We start from the raw sequence: 20,627 nt of genomic DNA on the forward strand, positions 1-20,627 counted from the left end.
ATGGAGCGGCGAATCTTCGGCCTCGAGACCGAGTACGGCGTCACCTGCACCTATCGCGGGCAGCGGCGGCTGTCCCCGGACGAGGTCGCGCGGTATCTGTTCCGCCGCGTGGTGTCCTGGGGTCGGTCGAGCAACGTCTTCCTGCGCAATGGGGCCCGGCTCTATCTGGACGTCGGGTCGCATCCGGAGTACGCCACACCGGAGTGCGACTCGGTGACCGATCTCGTCGCCCACGACCGGGCCGGCGAGCGGATCCTGGAGGGCTTGCTCGTCGACGCGGAGAAGCGGCTGCACGACGAGGGCATCGCGGGTGAGATCTACCTGTTCAAGAACAACACCGACTCGGCCGGCAACTCGTACGGCTGCCACGAGAACTACCTGGTCTCCCGGCACGGCGAGTTCGGTCGGCTCGCCGACGTACTCATCCCGTTCCTGGTCACCCGGCAGTTGATCTGCGGGGCTGGCAAGGTGCTGCAAACCCCACGCGGCGCGGTCTACTGCCTCTCGCAGCGGGCCGAGCACATCTGGGAGGGCGTCTCCTCGGCGACCACCCGCAGCCGCCCGATCATCAACACCCGCGACGAGCCGCACGCCGACGCCGAGCGCTACCGGCGGCTGCACGTGATCGTCGGCGACTCCAACATGAACGAGGTCACGACGCTGCTCAAGGTCGGCACGGCCGACATCGTGCTGCGGATGATCGAGGCCGGGGTGGTGATGCGCGACCTGTCCCTGGAAAACCCGATCCGGGCGATCCGGGAGGTGTCGCACGACATCACCGGCCGGCGCAAGGTCCGGTTGGCCTCCGGCAAGGAGGTCAGCGCGCTGGACATCCAGCAGGAATATCTGGCCAAGGCCACCGAGTTCGTCGAGCGCCGTGGTGGTGACCAGGCCGCCAAGCGGGTGGTCGAGCTGTGGGGCCGGGTGTTGAACGCGGTCGAGTCGGGCGACCTGGAGCCGGTCTCCCGGGAGATCGACTGGGTCAGCAAGTTGCGGCTGATCGAGCGTTACCAGCGCAAGCACGACCTGCCGCTGTCGCACCCCCGGGTGGCGCAGATGGATCTGGCCTACCACGACGTGCGCCGCGGCCGGGGCCTCTACGGGCTGCTGGAGCGCCGCGGCGAGGTCGACCGGGTGGCCACCGACCCGGAGATCTTCGAGGCCAAGGAAACGCCGCCGCAGACCACCCGGGCCCGGCTGCGGGGCGAGTTCATCCGGCACGCCCAGGAGAAGCGACGGGACTTCACCGTCGACTGGGTGCACCTGAAGCTCAACGACCAGGCGCAGCGCACCGTGCTCTGCAAGGACCCGTTCCGGGCGTACGACGAGCGGGTGGAGCGGCTGATCGCCAGCATGTGACCGAGGTGCCGGCCCCGGCGGTGGTGTCCACCGGCGGGGCTGGCCGGTTCGGTGGGCTCCGCGGCCCGCCAGGTGAGCGGCCCGGTAAGCTGGGCGCGCCATGACGACTTCTGGACCTTCCGACCGCTCCGAGCGCGGCACCGAGCGGCAGAACTGGGTCGAACGCCGGCGGGAGAAGATCCGCGCCGAGGTCGACCGTAACCGGCGCGGTGAATACACCGTGCCGACGTGGGTGCTGGCCCTGGCGCTGGCGCTCATCGTGGGCGGCTGGCTCGCCCTGATCTATTTCGCCTGATCCCCGTGCTCCCGTCGCGCCCACCGGGCTCGTCAGGGGAGAAGGGTGACGGCGTGTCGGCCGGCGGCGGCTGCGGCCAGGAAATACGCGTGGTCGGCGTCGAGACCACGGCCCATGGTGGACAGCGGCACGGCGCTGGCGCGCAGCGCGACGTCGAGTCCGGTGGTGGGCACCCGGACGATCCGGTGCCGGGCCGCCAGGGGGGCCAGCGACGCGTCCACCTCGGCAGCCAGCGCCGGATCCAGGTCGTCGGGGACCACCAGCTCCGCCGGGGCGAGTGCCACCCGGCCGTACGCGGTGAGGCTGTGGTGCGACACGCCCCGGTGCCGGGGGCGGGGATCGGCGTCGGAGATGCGCAACGAGCCGACCGGCCGACCGCCCAGCGTGGCGATCGCGTTGACCGCCTCACCGACGGCGACGCCGGAGAAGCCCCACCGGGTGCCGGTGCCCAGGTTGCCCGGTCCCTGGGCCACGATGGCCACGTCGGCGTCCAGCACGTACCGGGCGGCGAGCAGGCCGCCGTGCAGGGTGGTGGCCTCCAGGTCACCGCCGAAGGACTGCCCGACGGTGATCGTGCCGGCCAGCTCGGCGCGCAGGCCCGCGAGGGTGCGGGAGAACCAGGCTGGCAGCGCCCCGCCGTCGGTGAGCAGGTACGCCACCCGCGCCTGCGGGGCGTCGACCCGGATACCGGCCAGGATCGCCGGCAGCGCCGAGTGCAGGTCGGCGGTGACCACCGGCAGACCGCCCAGGTCGTCCACATCGGCCAGCACATCGCGGTGCGGGGACGCCTCCTCGTCGACGCCGAGCAGGATCGGCTGCAACGGCGTGTAGCGGGCCTTGACCAGGTGCCCGGCGTCACGGGTGTCGCCGACGTCCGGCGGGTCCGGCGGCAGGCGGTCCGGCAGGGCGACCACCAGGGCGTACCCACCGGTGCCCAACCCCATCAGCAGCGCCCCGGCGTTGAGCAGCACCCGGTCGCCGGGCTCGGGTGTGCCGACCAGCTCGGGATAGGCCAGCGCCCGCATGCGTGTGCCGTCGGACAGGTCGACGTCCAGCTCCACCGCCCCGGTCCACTGCCGTCGCAGCGTCGCCACCGTCCCCGTACGCCATCGCACCATGACGGGCACGCTAGCCGCGCGGGCCCGCCGGTCCGCGCCCGGGTGCTGCCGTGGCCGTGGGTTCAGGGGCGGTCGGGCTCGTCGCCGGCGCCCGGGTCCGGCTCGGCCTGGGTGTGCCGGGCCCGGCCGGTGGCGCCGGGCAACGAGCGGGTGGGGTCGAGGAAGACGTAACTGATCTCCGGGTACCGCCCGGTGAGTCGCCGTTCGGCATCGTCGGCGGTGGCCTCGATGGCCGCGCCGGTGGCCTCGTCGTGGAAGTCGACCTTCGCGGCGACGAGGATGTCGTCCGGGCCGAGCTGCATGGTCATCAGGGTGTCGATCCGCTTCACCTCGGGCAGCCCGGTCAACTCCTGCTCGATCTCGTGGTGTAGCCGCTTCGGCACCGCTCGGCCGACCAGCAGCGACAGGTTGTTGCTGGCGAGGATCCCGGCGACCGTCAGCAGCAGGAACCCGATCAGGATCGACGCGAGGCCGTCCCAGACCTCGTCGCCGGTGGCGTGGGAGAGGCCGACGCCGGCCCCGGCCAGCAGCAGACCGATCAGGGCCGCGCTGTCCTCCAGGAAGACCGCCTTGACGGTGGTGTCGGCGGTCAGCCGCAGAAAGCGTCGGGGGGTGGTCTTCCAGCGCCGCGACTCGTTGCGGACCTGCCGCACGGCCCGGGCCAGGGAGATCGACTCGATGACGAACGACACTCCCAGCACGATGTACGAGATCAGGAAATCGCCGCTGTGCTTGTGCACGAGGATGGTCGTGATGCCGTGGGTGACGGCGAAACCGGCGCCGGCGACGAAGGTGAACATCGCGGCGAAGAACGCCCAGACGTAGCTCTCCTTGCCGTACCCGAAGGGGCGTCGCTGGTCCGCCGGCCGGGCGCCGCGGCGCAGCGCCTGGTAGAGCAGCGCCTCCGTGGTGGTGTCGGCCACCGAGTGCGCCGCCTCGGAGAGCATCGCCGCCGAGCCGGAGATCACCCCGGCGACCAGCTTGGCGACCGCGATGGCGAGGTTGGCGGCGCCCGCGACGACCACGGTGCCGACGCTCTCGCTCTCGGTCTTGTCGTCCGCTTGCGACATGAGAGTCACCCTATGTTGGTGACGGCGACGCGCTGGGGGAGTGGCCCGGAGTGAGCCCGATCCGAACAGATGTGCGGCACGCCCGCGCGGGTGCACGTCGCGGGCGCGTCGACTGCTAGCGTCTACCCGTGTCGCGGACCCGCACCGAACGCCTGGTCAACCTGGTGATCTGCCTGCTGTCCACGCGACGGTTCCTGACCGCCGCGCAGATCGCCGCGACCGTGCCCGGCTACGAGCACGATCCTGACGACGCGCGCGACCACGAAGCGTTCCAGCGCAAGTTCGAACGGGACAAGGCCGAGCTGCGCGAGCTGGGTGTGCCCCTGGAGACCGGCACGGCGAGCGCCTTCGACGCTGAGCCCGGCTATCGGATCGCCCACCGCGAATACGCGCTGCCCGACATCCTCCTGGAGCCGGACGAGGCCGCCGCGGTCGGCATCGCCGCACGGCTGTGGCAGCACGCCGGCCTGGCCGCCGCCGCATCGTCCGGGCTGGCCAAGCTGCGTGCCGCCGGCGTGGACGTGGACCCGCAGGCCACCCTCGGCCTGGAGCCGATGGTCACGGTCGACCCGGCGTTCACGCCGTTGACCGCCGCCGCCCGGGACCGCCGCGAGGTCGGGTTCGACTACCGGGTGCCCGACCGGGACGCGCCCAGCCGTCGTCGGCTGCAACCGTGGGGCGTGGTCTGCTGGCGCGGCCGGTGGTATGTGGTCGGCCACGACCAGGATCGGGAAGCGACCCGATGCTTCCGGCTGTCCCGGGTCGTCGGCGCGGTCCGGGTGACCGGCGCGCCCGGTGCGTACGAGCCGCCGGCCAACGTCGACCTGATCAGCCACGTGGCCCGCTGGTCGGGTCCCGTGGAGCGCACCGGCCGGGCCACCGTGCTGGCCGCACCGGGTCGGGCCGCCGGGCTGCGCCGCTGGGCGGTGGAGGTGACCACCGGGCCGGACGGCGACCGGCTGATCCTGCCGTACGCCGACCCGGACGGGCTGGCCGGCCACCTCGTCGGCTACGGCCCGGACATCCGGGTGCTCGACCCACCGGAGGTCCGCGAGGCGGTCATTCAACGACTCAAGGAGATCGCCGTCCGACACGACGAGTTGGCCGTCACCGGGGGTGCCCGGTGACCCGCCCGGCCGCCCGAGGCGGCTCCCGAGCGTCCGCCGATCGGCTGGCCCGGCTGCTCAACCTGGTGCCCTACCTGCTGGCCCGGCCCGGCATCGAGATCGCCGAGGCGGCCGGCGACCTGGGCGTGACCGAGCGGCAGCTTCGCGAGGACCTGGAGTTGCTCTGGGTGTGCGGGCTGCCCGGTTACGGTCCCGGTGACCTGATCGACATGGCGTTCGACGGTGACCGGGTGACGATCACCTACGACGCCGGCATCGACCGGCCGTTGCGACTCACCCCCGACGAGGCCCTCGCGCTGGTGGTGGCGCTGCGGATGCTCGCCGAGACGCCCGGGGTGGCCAACCGCGAGGCCGTCGAACGGGCCCTGGCGAAGATCGAGGACGCGGGGGACCTGGTCGGCGCGCCGGTGGCGGTCCGGCTGCCCGGGGACACCCGGCGGGTCGAGGCGCTGCGCGCCGCCGTGGAGGGCGGGAAGGCACTGCGCATCACCTACTACACGGCGGCCCGGGACGAGACCACCGAGCGCGTCATCGACCCGCTGCGGATGCTGATGGTCGGCGGCCGGGCGTACGTGGAGGCGTGGTGTCGGCGCGCGGAGGCGGTCCGCCTGTTCCGGGCCGACCGGATCGACGCGATCACCGAGCTGGCCGAGCCCGCCACCGTTCCGCCGCAGGCTGTCCCGCACGACCTCACCGAGGGCGTCTTCCGCCCCTCGCCCGACCTGCCGCTGATCACGCTGCGCATCGGTCGGGGCGAGCGGTGGATCACCGAGTACTACCCGTGCGAGCGGGTCGAGGCCGGCGACGGCGACCAGTGGCTCGTCTCCCTGCGGGTGACCGACCTGGGGTGGGCCCGTCGGTTCGTGCTCGGCCTCGGCCCGGACGCCACAGTGGTCGCCCCGGTCGAGCTGGCCGAGCAGGTGCGGGCGACGGTGGCCGCCGCTCTGGACGCGTACGCCGTGCCCACAGCCGCGCTCCGGCGGCCCGCGTCGGATTCCGGGCCGACCGACCTCGCGAGTCCGGTGGGCGTGCCGTCGGGCGACCCGGCAATGGCCGGCCGCACCCAGTAGGCTGACCGCCGTGCTGATCTGGATCGTGCTCGCGGTGGTGCTGCTCCCTCTCGTGGCGCTCGCGCTGGCCGTGCGCCCGGTGCTGACCCGGTTGCCCCGGCTACGCCGCGCCGCGGTGGCGTTGCAGCGGCGGGCCGCCGAGGCCGAGGCGCTGCGGGAGACCGCCGAGGCGTTGCAACAGCGTGCCGAGGGTGTCCAACGTCAACTCGACACCACGCAGCAGCGGCTCGCGTTGATCAAGGCCAAGCGCGGCTGATCGGGCCTCCGCCCGAGCGTGCGTCCGGCGACGGTTGACGGATCATCGCGCGTTGGTCAAGACTTCACCCTTCGGGCCGAACCACCACCACCCGGCGGGTGCCAGGCAGTCGATCCGCACGTATGATGGGCTGCGTACCACCCCTCGGACATAGAGCGACTGGAGCTTCTCATGGGTGCCCTCAGGCCGTGGCACATCGCTGTTCTCGTGGTTGTGCTGATCCTGCTTTTCGGTGCGAAGCGGCTCCCCGACGCGGCCCGTTCGCTGGGTCGGTCGCTGCGGATTATCAAGGCCGAGACCAAGAGCCTGCAGGACGACGACCGCGACCTCGCCGAGAAGGCCGACGCGCAGGCCGGCTACCAGCCGCTGCCGCCGCACGCCGGGCAGCAGGCGCCCTACGCCGCGCAGCCGCAGCAGGCGCCCTACCAGCCGGCACCGACGCAGCAGCCGGTCGTCGAACCGGTGCACCGCGTCCGCGACAACTGACCGAAGGGCCCCACCACCGTGGCCTTCGCACTGCGTAAACGCGGCCCGAGCACGTTCGAGCGGGCCTCCGACGGCTCGATGACGCTCATCGAGCATGTCCGCGAACTGCGCAACCGTCTGTTCCGCGCCTCCGTGGCGATCATGATCGGCTTCGGCGTCGGCCTCTGGCTGGCCAAGCCGGTGCTGCACCTGCTTCAGCAGCCCTACTGTGACCTGCCGCAGGCCAGGATTGTCAACGGCAAGTGTGAGTTCGTCCAGCTTGGGCCGGCCGACCTGTTCCTGCTCAACCTGAAGGTCGCGCTCTGGGTCGGGTTGATCGTCGCCGCGCCGGTCTGGCTCTATCAGCTCTGGGCGTTCATCGCGCCCGGGCTGCATCGGCACGAGCGGCGCTACGCCTACGTCTTCACCGCCCTGGCCGCGCCGCTGTTCGCGGCCGGCGCGGTGCTGGCGTACTTCGTCACGGCAAAGGGCCTGGAGTTCCTGCTCAGCATCGCGGACAGCGAGATCAGCACAACACTGGAGATCACCAAATACATCTCCTTCGTCACCAACCTGATCCTGCTGTTCGGTGTGGCGTTCGAGTTCCCGCTGCTGGTGCTCATGCTCAACTTCGTGGGCATCACGAGCGCGAAGCGGCTGCTCAGCTGGTGGCGAGTGGCGATCTTCGTGTTCTTCGCCTTCTCCGCCGTGGTCACCCCCACCCCGGACCCGTTCGGGATGACCGCTCTAGCGATCTGCCTCTCCGCGCTCTATTTCGGTGCGGTGGGCATCGCGTTCCTCAACGACAAGCGGCGTGGGCGCGGCAAGGAAATCTACGCGGGCCTCGACGACGACGAGGTGTCGCCGCTGGAGCACGACGCGGATCCGGTCGTGGCCGGGCAACGGGTCGACGCGACCGCGCCGATCGGCGTACCGGATCCGATCGCGCCACCGGCCCCGATCGAGCGGCGCTACGACGACATGACCTGACGGCCCCGCGCCAACCGTTCCGCCGACGCCGTCCCCGTTTCCCGGGGGCGGCGTCGGCGTCGTGTCGCGACCTCACCCCGAGCCTCGACAGCGGGACTGATCCTGACGGCACCCGCCCCTGTGAACGGCGGGTGTCCGACCGGTACGGTGCTGCCCGTGACCGCAGACGATCACCTGCCCGGCCCGGTCGCCGTGCTCGCCAACCCGACCGCTGGTCGGGGACGGCACCGTGCCCTGCTGCCTCGGCTGCTGGACGGGTTGGCCGCCGCCGGCCGGCCGGTCCGGTTGCTGCCGGCGTCCAGCCCTGCCGAGGCGGAGGCGGCCTGCCGTGCCGCGGTCGCCGATGGCGCTGGCGCCCTGGTGGCGATCGGCGGGGACGGCACCGTGCACCGGGCGCTGCAGGCGGTCGCCGGCACCGACGTGCCGTTCGGCCCGATCCCCGCCGGCACCGGCAACGACTTCGCGCTGGACACCGGTTTCCCGGCCGATCCGCTGGCGGCGGCGGACGTGATCGCGTCAGCGCTGCGCGACGGTCGCAGCCACACCCTCGACCTGGCCCGAATGGTCGGCGTCGGTGGCACCGAGCGTTGGTACGGCGCGGTCCTCGCGGCCGGGTTCGACGCGATCGTCAACGAGCGGGCCAACCGGATGCGCTGGCCGCGTGGCCCACGCCGGTACGACCTGGCGATCCTGGTCGAGTTGGCCCGGCTGCGGCCCCGCCGCTACACACTGCGCCTCGACGGGGTGCCGCAGGAGCTGGACGCGGTGCTGGTGGCGGTGGGCAACTGCCCGACGTACGGCGGCGGGATGCGGATCTGCCCGGACGCCGACCCGACCGACGGGCTGCTCGACGTGGTGGTGGCGGGTCGGGTCGACCGGCGGACCCTGATCCGGGTGAAGCCGCGCATCTACCAGGGCACCCACGTCAGTCACCCGCTCGTGCGCAGCTTCCGTGCCCGCACGGTGGAGCTGACCGCCGAGGGCATCACCACGTACGCCGACGGGGAACGTTCCCTGGACCTGCCGGTGACGATCAGCGCAGTCCCGGGCGCCGTGCGGCTGTTGCGTTGACCCGTACCGCGCCGATGCTGGCCGCGATGACCAGCACGATGGCGGCGCATTCCAGCAGGGTCAACGTCTGCCGCAGCACCAGCCACCCGGCGAGCGTGGCGGTGGCCGGGCCGAGGCTCATCAGCACCGCGAAGGTGGCGGTGGGCATCCGCCGCAGCGCCAGCAGCTCCAGGGTGTAGGGCAGCCCGGAGGCGAGCACCGCGAGGCCGGCGCCGAGCGCCAGCACCGTCGGGTCGAGCAGCACGGCACCGCCGTCGATGATGCCGAGCGGCAGGGTGACCAGCGCGGCGAGCGCCAGCGCGAGGGCGAGCCCGTCGGCGCCCGGGAACCGGCCGCCCACCCGGGCGCTCAGCACGATGTACGCGGCCCACATGGCCCCGGCGCCGAACGCGAAGGCCACCCCGGCCGGGTTCAGCCGGTCGAAGCCGCCCTGGCCGAGCAGCGCCACCCCGGCCAACGCCAGCCCCGCCCAGCCCCAGCTGGCCAGTCGCCGGGCGCTGAACACCGACAGCGCCAAGGGCCCGAGCACCTCCAGAGTCACCGCCGGGCCCAGCGGGATGCGTTCGATGGCCTGGTAGAACAGCGAGTTCATGCCGGCCAGCGCCAGCCCGAACGCGCCCGCCGCGAGCCAGGCCGACCGGTCGTGCCCGCGCAGTCGGGGCCGGCACACGACGAGCAGCAGCACCGCCGCGATCGTCAACCGCAGGGTCACCGCGCCGGCCACCCCGGTGCGCGGGAAGAGCAGCGCGGCCACGGCCGAGCCGAACTGCACCGACAGGGCCCCGCCGAGCACCAGGCCCACGGCGACGACGCCACCGCGCCGGGCCGGTGGTGTGTCCGGCGGGCTCGACGCGGGCAGCAGGGTTTCCGTCACGGGCATGACGGTAGGCGGGCAGCTCCGCCCGCCTTCCGGCGGTGTCCACCACACGAAACCGACCGCGCGCGCCGACACGGTCGTGGACGGTCGCCAACGCGGTGCTACCGGCGTACCGTCCGAGGTATGACCAGCGGCATGCGAAAACTGTCGATCTCCGTGCCACCCGACGTGGCTGAGCGCCTGGAGCACGAGGCCAACGCCAGCGCCTACGTCACGCAGGGTGTTCGGGACCGTATGCGCCTGGACGCACTGGACGCGGAGTTGGCCCACCAGGGCATCCACATCACCGAGCAGGGCGTGGCCGAGGCGCGCGCCCGCCGCGCCGCCGTTGAAGCCGAGTGGTCGCCGGAGCGCCGGAATGCCATCCGTGAGCGGGCACGTCAGCACGCACTGGACGTCGGCGCCGGCGCCGGCGCCTTCGAGCAGCCGGCAGCGTGACCGCCGAGAACGATCGACCGGTCCGGCTTGTGCTGGACCGGTCGGCACTGTTGGCCTACCTGGCGGGCTCGGTGCACGTCGGTGAGCCGCTGCACGAGGTCATTCAGGACCGCAACAGGTTCGGCGTCACCGCCGTGACGGCGGCAGAGGCCCTGGCAATGGTCAGCGACCCAAAAGAACGGGCGACCCTGCAGCGGCTGCTGACCCTGGACGCCTGCGAGGTGCTCTCTACCGAGGGGCGCTCCTGGCACGAACTCAGCTTCTGGCGCACGCTGACGGGCCGTGCCGATCTGGCCACCACCGCGTTGGCCGTCCTCGAACACGACGCCTCGATCCTCACCGGGGAGGACCGGTACGGTGACGGCGATCTACCGGTGATTCGCATCCCGACCTGACGGCACAGCGGCCGCTGAGGCCACTCCCGGGCGGGCCACGACGCGGGCCGGGCTGGTACCGGTCAGCCCGGCAGGGCGAGATCGAGCACGGCGCCCAGCCCGTTTTCCCGACCCGGGTCGGCGGCCGGGAGCACCAGCACCGCGCAGCCGGCGCTCACCGCGCCCGCGTCCGCCGGGGTGTCACCGACCATCAGCGTCTGCTCCGGGTCGACGCCGAGCATCCCGCAGGCACGCCAGAAGATCGCCGGATCGGGCTTGCAGCGCCCCACCTCGTACGAGAGCACGAACGCGTCGACCAGGTCGGTCAACCCCCAGGCGTCGAAGTGCGGCCGCAGGTCGAAACCGATGTTGCTGACCACCGCCACCGGCACCCGGGCGGCGCGCAGCGCGGTCAGCGTGGGCGCGGTGTCCGCGTACGGCAGCCAGCCCTCGGCAGTCAACAACCGCTCGTAGAGCGCGTCGGCGAAGCCCTCGATGCCCGCGTCGACGGTCTCGGCCAGCCCGGTGTACGCGCCCCGGTGGGCGTGTTGGTAGAGGTCCCGGTCGGCCCACAGCTCGGCCAGCCGGGGCGGCACCCGCGCTGGCAGTGGCCCGCCGGCGCGTCCGGCGGTGAGCAGCCGGTCGGCCAGCGACGTGGCGCGGACCCGGTCCAGGGTGACCCCGCACGCCGCTGCGGCCTCCAGCACCCACTGCCGGGGCTCCTCCACCTGGGCCAGGGTGCCGTGGAAGTCGAAGAGCACCGCCTTGACGGGCCGTCGGGACGCCCTGGGGGCGGCGGGGGCCTCGGCACTGCCCGGCGGACGGGTCTGGGGCGGTTCGGCATGGTCCGGCACGCCGTGCACCCTACCGACAGGCCCCGATGGCTCCTCCGGACGGCCTTGTGGGGTGTCGTGTCCCGGCACGCACTAATCTTGGTGCCATGTCGAGCCCCGCCGAGCGGTACACAGCGGCGCGCCGCCGGGCCGCGCAGGCCGTAGAGTTTCCGGCGTTGGACGAGTTCGCCCTTGACCTGGGGTTCGACCTCGACGATTTCCAGCGGAAGGCGTGTCAGTCGCTGGAGCGGGGCAGCGGCGTGTTGGTCTGCGCCCCCACCGGGGCCGGTAAGACCGTGGTCGGGGAGTTCGCCGTCCACCTGGCGTTGCGCGGGCGGCCCGACGATCCGGTGCCCGCCGACGACGCGGCGACCCGGCCGCCCCGGCGCAAGTGCTTCTACACCACGCCGATCAAGGCATTGTCCAACCAGAAGTACCACGACCTGGTCGCCCGGTACGGCGCCGAGCAGGTCGGCCTGCTGACCGGCGACAACGCGATCAATGGTGACGCGCCGGTGGTGGTGATGACCACCGAGGTGCTGCGCAACATGCTCTACGCGGGCTCCAGCACTCTGCAGGGGCTGGCGTACGTGGTGATGGACGAGGTGCACTACCTGGCCGACCGGTTCCGCGGTGGGGTGTGGGAAGAGGTGATCATCCACCTGCCCCCCTCGGTCACCCTGGTCTCGTTGTCGGCGACCGTGTCCAACGCCGAGGAGTTCGCCGACTGGCTGGTCACCGTGCGCGGCGAGACCGCCGTGGTGGTCAGTGAGCACCGGCCGGTGCCGTTGTGGCAGCACATGCTGGTCGGCAAGCGGATGTTCGACCTGTTCCACGACGCCGACGCCGCCCGCAAGCACGATGTGCACCCGGAGTTGCTGCGCTACACCCGGGAGACCGCGCGGCGGCTGGAGTTGGGCGAGGGACGCAGCGCGGGGCCCGGTGCCGGCCGGCGTGGCCCGCGCTGGCGTGGCCCACTGCGCCCGGACATCGTCGACCGCCTGGACCGGGAGGGTCTGCTGCCGGCGATCCTGTTCATCTTCAGCCGGGCCGGCTGCGCCGCCGCGGTGCAGCAGTGTCTCGCCGCCGGGCTGCGGCTCACCTCGTCCGAGGAGCGGACCGAGATCCGTAGGGTCGTCGAGTCCAGGGTCACCGCCATTCCCGGCGAGGATCTGTCGGTCCTGGGGTACTGGGAGTGGCTCGACGGCCTGGAGCGCGGCCTGGCCGCTCACCACGCCGGCATGCTGCCGGTGTTCAAGGAGGTCGTCGAGGAGTTGTTCGTCCGCGGCCTGGTCAAGGCGGTCTTCGCCACCGAGACCCTGGCGCTGGGCATCAACATGCCGGCCCGCTGCGTGGTCCTGGAGCGGCTGGTGAAATACAACGGCGAGGCGCACGTCGACCTGACCCCGGGGGAGTACACGCAGCTCACCGGGCGCGCTGGCCGCCGTGGCATCGACGTGGAGGGGCACGCTGTCGTGGTGTGGTCCCCGGAGACCGACCCACGGCACGTGGCCGGGCTCGCCTCCACCCGCACCTACCCGTTGCGCTCCAGCTTCCGGCCCTCGTACAACATGGCGGTGAACCTCGTCGGCACGGTCGGCGTGGAGCCGGCCCGGGCTCTGTTGGAGTCCTCGTTCGCCCAGTTCCAGGCGGACCGGTCGGTGGTCGGCCTGGCCCGGCAGGTGCAGCGCAACACCGAGAGCATCGAGGCGTACGGCGCCGAGGCCGCCTGCCATCACGGCGACTTCGACGAGTACTTCGCGCTGCGGGTGGCGATCGCCGACCGGGAGAAGGCGATTGCCCGGCAGGGGCAGACCCAGCGCAAGGCCGCCGCGGTGACGTCGCTGGAGCGACTGCGGGTCGGCGACGTGATCCGGGTGCCGTCGGGCCGGCGGGCCGGGCTGGCCGTCGTGCTGGACCCGGCGACCGGTGGGTTCGGTGAGCCCCGGCCGCTGGTGCTCACCCAGGACCGCTGGGCCGGGCGGGTCAGTCCCGGCGACTTCACCACCCCCGCCGAGGTGCTGGCCCGGATCCGGGTGCCGAAGCACTTCAACCATCGGTCACCGGCCGCCCGGCGGGACCTTGCCGCCGAGGTCAGCGGCACCGGCCTGGACCGGCACGGCGGCCGACGGGGTGGCCGTTCCCGGCAGGTGACCGGCGAGGACCACCGGCTCACCCAGCTCCGCACGGAGCTGCGCAACCACCCCTGCCACGCGTGCCCGGAGCGGGAGGACCACGCCCGCTGGGCGGAACGGCGTCGCCGGCTGGAAGGCGACACCGAGGAGTTGCGCGAGCGGGTCTCCGGGCGTACGGGGTCCCTCGCTCGGACGTTCGACCGGATCGTGGCGCTGCTGACCGAGCGTGGTTACCTCGCCCGCGACGGCGCGGTCACCGATGCCGGCCGGATGCTCGGCCGGATCTGGACCGAGGCGGACCTGCTGGTCGCCGAGTGCCTGCGCCGGGGAGTGTGGAACGGGCTGTCCCCGGCCGAGTTGGCCGCCGCGGTGTCCGTGGTGGTCTTCGAGGCGCGCCGCGACGTCGACGAGCGGGCGTCGCTGCCGCGCGGGCCGGTGGCCGACGCGGTGGATGAGACGCTGAAGCTGTGGGGGGAGATCGAGGCCGACGAGGCGGCGCGTGGGCTGACCGCGACCCGGGAGCCGGATCTCGGCTTCGCCTGGCCCGTCTACCGGTGGGCCCGGGGCGAGGCACTGGCCAAGGTGCTCGGCAGTGGTCACGAGATCGACGGTGAGATGCCCGCCGGGGACTTCGTCCGGTGGGCGCGACAGGTCGTCGACCTTCTGGGTCAACTTGCCGACTCTGGCGGCGCGTCTCCGGAACTGCGTTCCACCGCCCGACAGGCGATCGCCGCCGTCAACCGGGGGGTCCTGGCATACCACACCGCCGCCTGAAGATCACTGTCGGTCACTAGAACTGGCTAATCGACGCATCGGACGGTCACCGCGACAGCACCCCTCGGAAAGCCCGGGGGGTGCTGTCGTGCCTGTTCGAGGCACCCCTGATCATTGCTCGGGCACCGTCTTTACGCGCCGGTAACGAATGGGGAGAGACCGCCGTGGCGGAAATTAATCACTTTGAGTACGGGTGGATCACGCCCGCGCTGAGCTACGCGCTGTCCGTGCTCGGTTCGATCCTCGGGCTGGTCTGCGCGGGGCGTATCCGCACGGCGCGTACGACGGGCCAGCGGGCCTGGTGGGGCCTTCTGTCCGCCTGGGCTCTGGGCGGCACCGCCATCTGGGCGATGCACTTCATGGCGATGCTCGGCTTCGCCGTCGACAACACCCGCATCCGGTACGACGTGCCGCTGACCGTGGCCAGCACGGCCATCGCCGTGGTGGCGGTCGGTATCGGCCTGGCCATCGTGGGCACCGGCCGACTGAATCCGGTACGACTGATCGCCGGTGGCATCTTCACCGGTGCCGGTGTGGCCTCGATGCACTACACCGGTATGGCGGCGATGCGACTCAACGGCAGCCTCGGCTACGACACCCTCCGGGTCGCGCTCTCGGTGGTCATCGCTGTCGTGGCGTCCACCGTCGCGCTGTGGCTCGCGATGACCGTCCGCCGGGGGTTGGCGATCTTCGTCTCCGCGCTGGTCATGGGCGTCGCCGTGAACGGAATGCACTTCACCGGCATGAGCGCGTTGTCGGTGCACCGCCACGAACGTGTGGGTGAGGTGACGACCGGCGCCACTGGAAGCACGTTGTTGGTGCCGATCGTGCTGGCAGTGCTCTTCGGGGTGGTCGGTCTGCTCTACGCGCTGCTCGCCGCGCCGACCGACGACGATGTGGCTGCCGCCGCCTACCTGGACGGGCGGCGGGTCTCGGAACCGGCAGCCGCGACATCGACCCCTGCCCCGGATCCGGTCGGCTTGCGCGCCCGCTCCACCCTCGGTCAGCCGGGTACGCCGTTTCCGTCCCGTGGGGACACGCCGCCCCGCTGAGGCCGTGTCACGTGCGCAGGGACCATCCGTCCGCCGATCAGCCGCGCCCGGTGCGGGTCAGGCTGGCGGGCGACCGGGACGGCTGCGATCGATGGTGAGGGTGGCCAGCAGCCCGGGGTGGTCGGTCGCCCCGTGCATGGGCACCGACCTGCGGCAACAGAGCGTGATGTCGGCGGTCGCCATGATGTGTTGCAGTCTGCCGTCGTCGATCCGCTGATAGCCCGGCCGCTCACACGACCGCACGGTGCGGCTCCCGCCGGCCCGAAGGTTCAAGTCGCCGCTCAGCACGCTGGGCTCGTATCCCGCGCTCCTGCTGATCGCCGGCAGGATGGTGTCCAGCAAATGGCCACACTGGGCGAGTGCGACACGGTGACTGGTGGCAGCCAGGTGCGTGGTGCAGGCCAGCAGGATGCCGTCGACGTTGACGCAGAGCCAGGCGCGTTCCTCGGGGTCCGCGAGGTCCTGCGTCGGGTGGATCCCGCCGTACACGGCGCGTGGGGTGTCCGGCGCCTCCACGTGGGTCAGCAGCCCGACGCCGTACGGCTGGCCGTTGCGGCACCGGGTGTCGTCGCCGCTGGGGCGGTCGCCGGCGGCCTGGAACGCGGACACGACGGTCCGATCAGTGTGGACGGCTTCGAACACGCGCGCCAGGGCGGCGACGTCGCCCTGGCAGATCTCGTTGAGTGTGACCAGATCGGGTGCCTCGGCGCTGATCACCTCGGTGGCCGTGGCCACCGACCGGCCGGTGTAGCAGCCGGCGCGGCCGCTGTTGCAGAGGTTCATCTGGAGCACCCGCAGGATCGTGGGTTCGGGGGTCTCCATGGTGTCGGTGGAGACGGCCACCGGCGGTCCGGCTGGCGGTCCGGCCGGCAGTCCGGCGGCGGCGATCAGGCAGCCGACGGCCAGGGCTCGGCGCAGGAATCGGTACGAACGGTCGGCCACGCGGACTCCGGGTCGAGCAGGCGACAGTCTTCGCCGAGGTGCCGGTGATCTTACCGGCGATCGGTCGGCGACCGAACCCGCGCGGGCGGCCGAGGGGCACACGCCGCCTCGCGCGTACCCCTCGGGTTGCTCGGTGGGTGCGGACCGCCGCCGCACGCCCGGGTGCGATGTCAGGCGTTGCGGACGAGCCTCCACCGGTTGTCCGCGCTGCCGTTGTCCGAATCCTGTACGGCCTGCGCGCCCCAGGCGGTCGATCCGTTCAGGATCCCGAGCAGCTTGCCGCTGTTGACGTTGCGGATCCGGTAGGTGCCGTCGCCGTTGTCGACGAGGGTCCAGCGGTGGTCGGCGGTGCCGTTGTCCGACCATTGCAGGACCCGAGCGTTGTCGGCGGTGGACATGTTCTCCACGCCCAGCACCTTGCCGCTGTTGACGTTGCGGAACCGGACGGCGCTGCCGTCGGTGACGACCACCCAGTTGTGGTCCGCGGTGCCGCTGTCGCCCCACTGCACCGCAAGTCCACCGTCGGCGGTGGACATGTTCTGGATACCGAGGACCAGGCCGGTACCGACGTTGACCAGGCGGCTGCTGCCGCCGGTGGTGCCGCCGGTGGTGCTCCAGTAGACGGTGTAGTTGTATCCGTGGGCGTCGTGGAATGGGGCGAGGGGCACCGTGGACCCGTTCGCGCTGGCGGTGAACGCGAGCGAGGTGGTGCTGGTGCGGGTGATCGAGGAGACGGTGAGTGACGGCAGGGCGCTGAGGGCGGTGTTGCCGTAGTTGCCGGCCAGCACCGCCGGGCCGTACGTGATCGCGGCGACGTTGGCGTTGTCGTTGGCGGCTCGGACGGCGACCTGCATCGGCAGTCGTACGGTGATGGTGTCGCCGGCGGCCCAGGTGCGGGTGACCGTGGCGTAGCTGCCCGGTGTGGTGGCGATGTTCTCCACCGCGCCGTTGACGGCGATCGTCGCGCCGTTGGCCCAGGACGGGATCCGCACCCGGATGCTCCACGAGCCGCTCATCGACCCGGACAGCGTCAGGGTGGTGGTGTCACTGACCGGGTAGCTGGTGCTCTGGGTGACCGTGATGCCGCGCTGCGACCAGGTCAGCACCGACGGCGTGAACAGGTTCACGGTCAGCGTCGTGCCGTTGTAGAAGTAGATGGAGTCCATCAACCTCGTGTTGATCTCCAGGCCGGTGCCCTGGCAGCACCAGAACGAGTTGTAGTCGGTGCTCCAGGTGCCGCCGCCCCACGCCGGGCCCACGCCTCGACGCCCGCCCGGCCTGAGCGGGGTGAAGTACGTGATGTGGCCGTGGTTGTCGGCCGGGTTCTGTCCACCGATCAGGTGGTTGATCATCGCGCGCTCGTAGAAGTCGAAGTAGTCGGTCCGGTTCGGGTCGAGCAGCCACAGCTCCCGGGTCAGTTTGAGCATGTTGTACGTGTTGCACTGCTCGCAGGTGTCGTTGCTGAGGTAACCGGCGATCGCGTTGGGCGCCCGGAAGTGCTCGGCCTGGCTGTTGCCGCCGATGACGTAGGAGTGCGCGCCGACGGTGATGTTCCACGCGTTGCTGGCGATGTCCCGGTAACGGGTGGTCCCGGTGGCCTTGAACTCCCGGGCGGCGCCCACCCACTTGGGCACCTGCGTGTTGGCGTGCAGCCCGGAGAGCTGGTCCTGGTTGGCAGCCAGAGGGTTGAACACGGCGGTGTGGTCGAAACGCTGGGCGGTGGCGAGCCACCGGCTGTCACCGGTCTGCTGGTAGATGTCGGTCAACACGTCGTTCATGCCACCGAACTCGGTGCCCAGCATCGACTGCATCTGGCTGGAGCTCAACCGGGATGTCCTGGTGTCGACCCAACCCGCCAACGCCAGCAGCACCGTGCGGGCCTGCGTGTTGCCGGTGTAGCGCCAGACGTCGAGCAGCCCGGCGAGGGTCTTGTGGATGCAGTAGTAGGGCACGTTGCCGTTGGACAACGTCCGTGCCTCGAGCGCGGTGAAGTCGGACTCCGGGAAACCGGAGAGGTAACCCGCGCCGAACCCGGCAGCCCCGTTGTTCGCCTGGCACTTGGCCAGCTCGGCCACCATGTAGTTCGCCTTGTCCCGGCAGGTGGTGTCGCCCAGCACCGCGTACCCGTACGCCCAGGCGGTCAGGAAGTGCCCCTGCATGTGGGTCCGGAACGGGAAGTTCGGCGCGTCCCAGCCCCCGTTGGTGGCGGCACCGTTGGTGGACAGCCGGTGGTTGGCACGGAAGTTGTAGAGCAGGCGGTCGACGTCGACGAACCGCAGATAGTTCAGCGTCCGCGTCTGGTTGTCCATCCAGCGGCCGGTGGTCAGCCGCACCTGACCGAGGTCGAACGGATACGCCGAGACGCCGATGTCCGTACGGGCCGGCGGCACCACGGCCGCGGCCGCGCTTCCGGCGGCGATGGTGGTGCCGGTCGCGGAGAGCACCACGGTGGCTCCGGCGGCCTGAAGGAGGTGGCGGCGGCTGAGGGGCAGGGGTGACATGGATCCTCCACGGGAGTGCTACGGGGTGAGTCGGAAGGTGGCGTCCTGGCGGTCAGCGGCGCTGGAACTGCCGCTGAGCGGATCGATGCGCAACACGTAGTTGGCGTGTCGCAGGTAGCGGGTCGGGAAGTTGTACGAGCGGAACGACGTCCAGGCGGCGTCGGCGAGCCCGGCCGTCCGGTAGAAGGTGGCGTCGGCCCGGAACACCGAGGTGTTGTCGTTCGCGGCGAGCCGGACCTCGTAGTTGTAGTGCCGCAGGTAGGAGCCGGGATAGTTCACCGACTGGAAGGACACCCCGGTGGAGTCGGCGAGGCCGGGCACCATCCGCCACATCTGGTCCTGGTACGGGTCGAACGGGTACGCGTCCAGCCGGGCCACGTTGTCGGCGTGCCGGACGTAACGGTCGGGCAGGTTGGAGGACTTCAACCGGACCCAGTTCGGTGTCCCCCAGCGGGCGATCAGGCTGTTGTACTCCGCGTCCGTGATACCGATCATCGAGCCGTGCTTCGCGTTCATCGGCGGCGTGTAGTCGCGCTGGTTCATCGGGGTCCACGAGTTGCCCCCGATGGCGGCGCTCGACCAGGCGTAGTAGTCGTTGTTGACCGGGCCGTACGAGTCGCCCCACAGCCGCCAGCCACTGCCGTCGATCGCCTTGACCAGCAGCGGGGCCTCGATGCCGGTGCCCTGTAACAGCCCGCTGGTGTACGTGGTGAAGCTGTTCGGGGCACCGGTGCTGGACCGGGCGCCGTAGAGGTTCCCGTTGCCGAGATTCTTGTAGTAGAGGTAGGTGGTGCCGCCGTCGACGACGACGTCTCCGTCGAGGACGCCGAAGCCGGGGCTGAAGAACACCTGCGGCGAGCTGACCGTGTGGAAGTCGCTGGTGTAGTTGACCAGGAAGACGTCCTGGCCGTTGTTCGCCGAGTAGACGATGGCGTACTGGCCGCGGGCGGTGTCCCAGAAAGCGGTGGGGGCCCAGGTGTGGGTGTTCAGCGTGTGCATCCGGATCCGGCGGTATCCGGTGAAGCTCGTCAGGTCGGTCGAGTCCCACACGTGCAGGTACTGACTGTTCAGGCCGAAGTTGGTGCCCTTCAGGTCGGTGGCGAGCACGACGAAGGTGCCGTCCTGCTTGCGAAGGACGAACGGGTCCCGCAGGCCCAACTGGCCGGCTGTCGGCGTGACGACCGGGTTGTTCTGGTTGAGCGGCGTCCAGTTGAGGCCGTCGCGACTGACGGCGAGGTGCAGGCCGTAGTCCGCGCCCTGGAACTGGGGAGTTTCGGTGAAGTAGGCCATGACGTACGCGGTGTTCGCCGCAGCGTGGGCGGCATGCGGGAGACTCAGCATGCCGGTGGTGGCGGCAGCGGTGGACAGTGCGCCCAGGGTGAACGCGCGTCTGGTCAGCGGCACGGCAGGCGACCTTTCTGACAGCGGGACGGGTTGGTGGCCAGCGCCGCCCGGAACGGCAGCGCGTCAGAGCGGCCATCGATGGTGGTAGGCGTCCGCGCTGTCTGGTGTGGTGGTGCTGCCGCGCGGACTCCGCGTACGGCCAGGCTTATAGGGACATGTCGATGTGATCGCTAACATAGTTGTTCCGTAACATGCCCGCAACCCCCGCGTCGTCGCCTTGCCGGCTACGTCCGAAATGGACGTCAGTGGGGCTGATGACCCGGTGCGCCGCAGCGGTGAGTGGCGGGCGGTGACTCCGGGTGAGCGGCTGTCGTTCCGTTGACGCCCACATCGACCCTCAGTACCGTGCATCGTAACCCTTCGATGTCAGCACTGCTGCATCGCTGCTGCGGTGGGGTTACGCCGCTCATCTCGCGCAGACAAAAGCCCAGGTCAAGTGAGTAAGGGGGCGCCGTTGACCTTCTGTTAGCGATAAC

The 20,627-nt window shown here is 71.2% G+C and carries 19 protein-coding genes; 12 read left to right on the forward strand and 7 right to left on the reverse strand.

What is annotated here, in order from left to right; translation table 11 throughout:
- Together pafA and OG811_RS26480 are read left to right on the forward strand one after the other, a co-directional pair.
- Positions 1-1,359: a Pup--protein ligase gene (gene pafA, locus OG811_RS26475; protein ID WP_234581936.1), complete on the forward strand. Its 1,359-nt coding sequence runs from the start codon at positions 1-3 to the stop codon at positions 1,357-1,359.
- 100 nt (positions 1,360-1,459) lie between these two features.
- Complete coding sequence (locus OG811_RS26480; RefSeq protein ID WP_406069583.1) at positions 1,460-1,654, forward strand: hypothetical protein; 195 nt, start codon at positions 1,460-1,462, stop codon at positions 1,652-1,654.
- A gap of 32 nt (positions 1,655-1,686) precedes the next feature.
- Here the strand turns inward: OG811_RS26480 and OG811_RS26485 are convergent, their stop codons facing one another.
- Together OG811_RS26485 and OG811_RS26490 are read right to left on the reverse strand one after the other, a co-directional pair.
- A complete protein-coding gene (locus tag OG811_RS26485) occupies positions 1,687-2,772 on the reverse strand; it encodes a DUF3866 family protein (protein WP_406069585.1) in 1,086 nt (361 codons plus the stop codon).
- A gap of 62 nt (positions 2,773-2,834) precedes the next feature.
- A complete protein-coding gene (locus OG811_RS26490) occupies positions 2,835-3,842 on the reverse strand; it encodes a cation diffusion facilitator family transporter (RefSeq protein ID WP_406069587.1) in 1,008 nt (335 codons plus the stop codon).
- A 128-nt stretch (positions 3,843-3,970) separates the two neighbouring features.
- Between OG811_RS26490 and OG811_RS26495 the strand changes: the two genes are divergently transcribed.
- From OG811_RS26495 to OG811_RS26520, 6 genes are all read left to right on the forward strand, one after another.
- Positions 3,971-4,969 (forward strand): helix-turn-helix transcriptional regulator, encoded by a 999-nt coding sequence (locus tag OG811_RS26495; RefSeq protein WP_406069589.1) that lies wholly within the window; start codon positions 3,971-3,973, stop codon positions 4,967-4,969.
- Complete coding sequence (locus tag OG811_RS26500) at positions 4,966-6,039, forward strand: helix-turn-helix transcriptional regulator (protein WP_406069591.1); 1,074 nt, start codon at positions 4,966-4,968, stop codon at positions 6,037-6,039. Before OG811_RS26495 ends, OG811_RS26500 begins: the two co-directional genes overlap by 4 nt.
- A gap of 10 nt (positions 6,040-6,049) precedes the next feature.
- Positions 6,050-6,295, forward strand: coding sequence for a hypothetical protein (locus tag OG811_RS26505; RefSeq protein ID WP_272619022.1), 246 nt, complete (start codon positions 6,050-6,052; stop codon positions 6,293-6,295).
- Positions 6,296-6,466: 171 nt separating this feature from the next.
- Positions 6,467-6,781 carry a Sec-independent protein translocase subunit TatA gene (gene tatA, locus OG811_RS26510; RefSeq protein ID WP_406069593.1) on the forward strand — a complete coding sequence of 105 codons (315 nt, stop codon included), beginning with the start codon at positions 6,467-6,469 and terminating at the stop codon, positions 6,779-6,781.
- Positions 6,782-6,799: 18 nt separating this feature from the next.
- Positions 6,800-7,750, forward strand: coding sequence for a twin-arginine translocase subunit TatC (gene tatC, locus OG811_RS26515; protein ID WP_406069594.1), 951 nt, complete (start codon positions 6,800-6,802; stop codon positions 7,748-7,750).
- Between the two features lie 147 nt (positions 7,751-7,897).
- Positions 7,898-8,821, forward strand: a complete 924-nt coding sequence (locus tag OG811_RS26520; protein WP_406069596.1) for a diacylglycerol kinase — start codon at positions 7,898-7,900, stop codon at positions 8,819-8,821.
- Here the strand turns inward: OG811_RS26520 and OG811_RS26525 are convergent.
- Complete coding sequence (locus OG811_RS26525) at positions 8,784-9,701, reverse strand: EamA family transporter (RefSeq protein WP_406069597.1); 918 nt, start codon at positions 9,699-9,701, stop codon at positions 8,784-8,786. The genes OG811_RS26520 and OG811_RS26525 overlap by 38 nt on opposite strands.
- A 120-nt stretch (positions 9,702-9,821) precedes the next feature.
- Here OG811_RS26525 and OG811_RS26530 point away from each other — a divergent pair, with 120 nt between their 5' ends.
- Together OG811_RS26530 and OG811_RS26535 are read left to right on the forward strand one after the other, a co-directional pair.
- Positions 9,822-10,136: a hypothetical protein gene (locus OG811_RS26530; RefSeq protein WP_406069598.1), complete on the forward strand. Its 315-nt coding sequence runs from the start codon at positions 9,822-9,824 to the stop codon at positions 10,134-10,136.
- On the forward strand, positions 10,133-10,531 hold the full coding sequence (locus OG811_RS26535; RefSeq protein WP_406069600.1) for a hypothetical protein: 399 nt from the start codon (positions 10,133-10,135) through the stop codon (positions 10,529-10,531). Before OG811_RS26530 ends, OG811_RS26535 begins: the two co-directional genes overlap by 4 nt.
- Before the next feature lie 62 nt (positions 10,532-10,593).
- Here OG811_RS26535 and OG811_RS26540 read toward each other — a convergent pair whose 3' ends face one another.
- Positions 10,594-11,364: an HAD family hydrolase gene (locus tag OG811_RS26540; protein WP_406069601.1), complete on the reverse strand. Its 771-nt coding sequence runs from the start codon at positions 11,362-11,364 to the stop codon at positions 10,594-10,596.
- Between the two features lie 86 nt (positions 11,365-11,450).
- On the opposite strand from OG811_RS26540, the gene OG811_RS26545 reads away from it, so the two are divergent.
- Positions 11,451-14,252, forward strand: coding sequence for a DEAD/DEAH box helicase (locus tag OG811_RS26545; RefSeq protein WP_406069602.1), 2,802 nt, complete (start codon positions 11,451-11,453; stop codon positions 14,250-14,252).
- A 164-nt stretch (positions 14,253-14,416) separates the two neighbouring features.
- Positions 14,417-15,304, forward strand: coding sequence for an MHYT domain-containing protein (locus tag OG811_RS26550; RefSeq protein WP_406069603.1), 888 nt, complete (start codon positions 14,417-14,419; stop codon positions 15,302-15,304).
- A gap of 57 nt (positions 15,305-15,361) precedes the next feature.
- On the opposite strand, the gene OG811_RS26555 is transcribed toward OG811_RS26550, so the two are convergent.
- The 3 genes from OG811_RS26555 to OG811_RS26565 all read right to left on the reverse strand — a co-directional run bounded on the left by OG811_RS26555 (position 15,362) and on the right by OG811_RS26565 (position 20,151).
- Positions 15,362-16,246, reverse strand: a complete 885-nt coding sequence (locus OG811_RS26555; RefSeq protein WP_406069605.1) for an endonuclease/exonuclease/phosphatase family protein — start codon at positions 16,244-16,246, stop codon at positions 15,362-15,364.
- A gap of 170 nt (positions 16,247-16,416) precedes the next feature.
- The gene (locus OG811_RS26560; RefSeq protein ID WP_406069607.1) at positions 16,417-18,747 is read right to left on the reverse strand and encodes a beta-L-arabinofuranosidase domain-containing protein; all 2,331 of its coding nucleotides are present in this window, start codon (positions 18,745-18,747) and stop codon (positions 16,417-16,419) included.
- Between the two features lie 18 nt (positions 18,748-18,765).
- A complete protein-coding gene (locus OG811_RS26565; protein ID WP_406069608.1) occupies positions 18,766-20,151 on the reverse strand; it encodes a glycoside hydrolase family 43 protein in 1,386 nt (461 codons plus the stop codon).
- Positions 20,152-20,627: the final 476 nt, after the last annotated feature.

This window comes from Micromonospora sp. NBC_01638 (assembly GCF_045209745.1).
In the GTDB taxonomy this organism is placed as follows: Bacteria; Actinomycetota; Actinomycetes; order Mycobacteriales; family Micromonosporaceae; genus Micromonospora.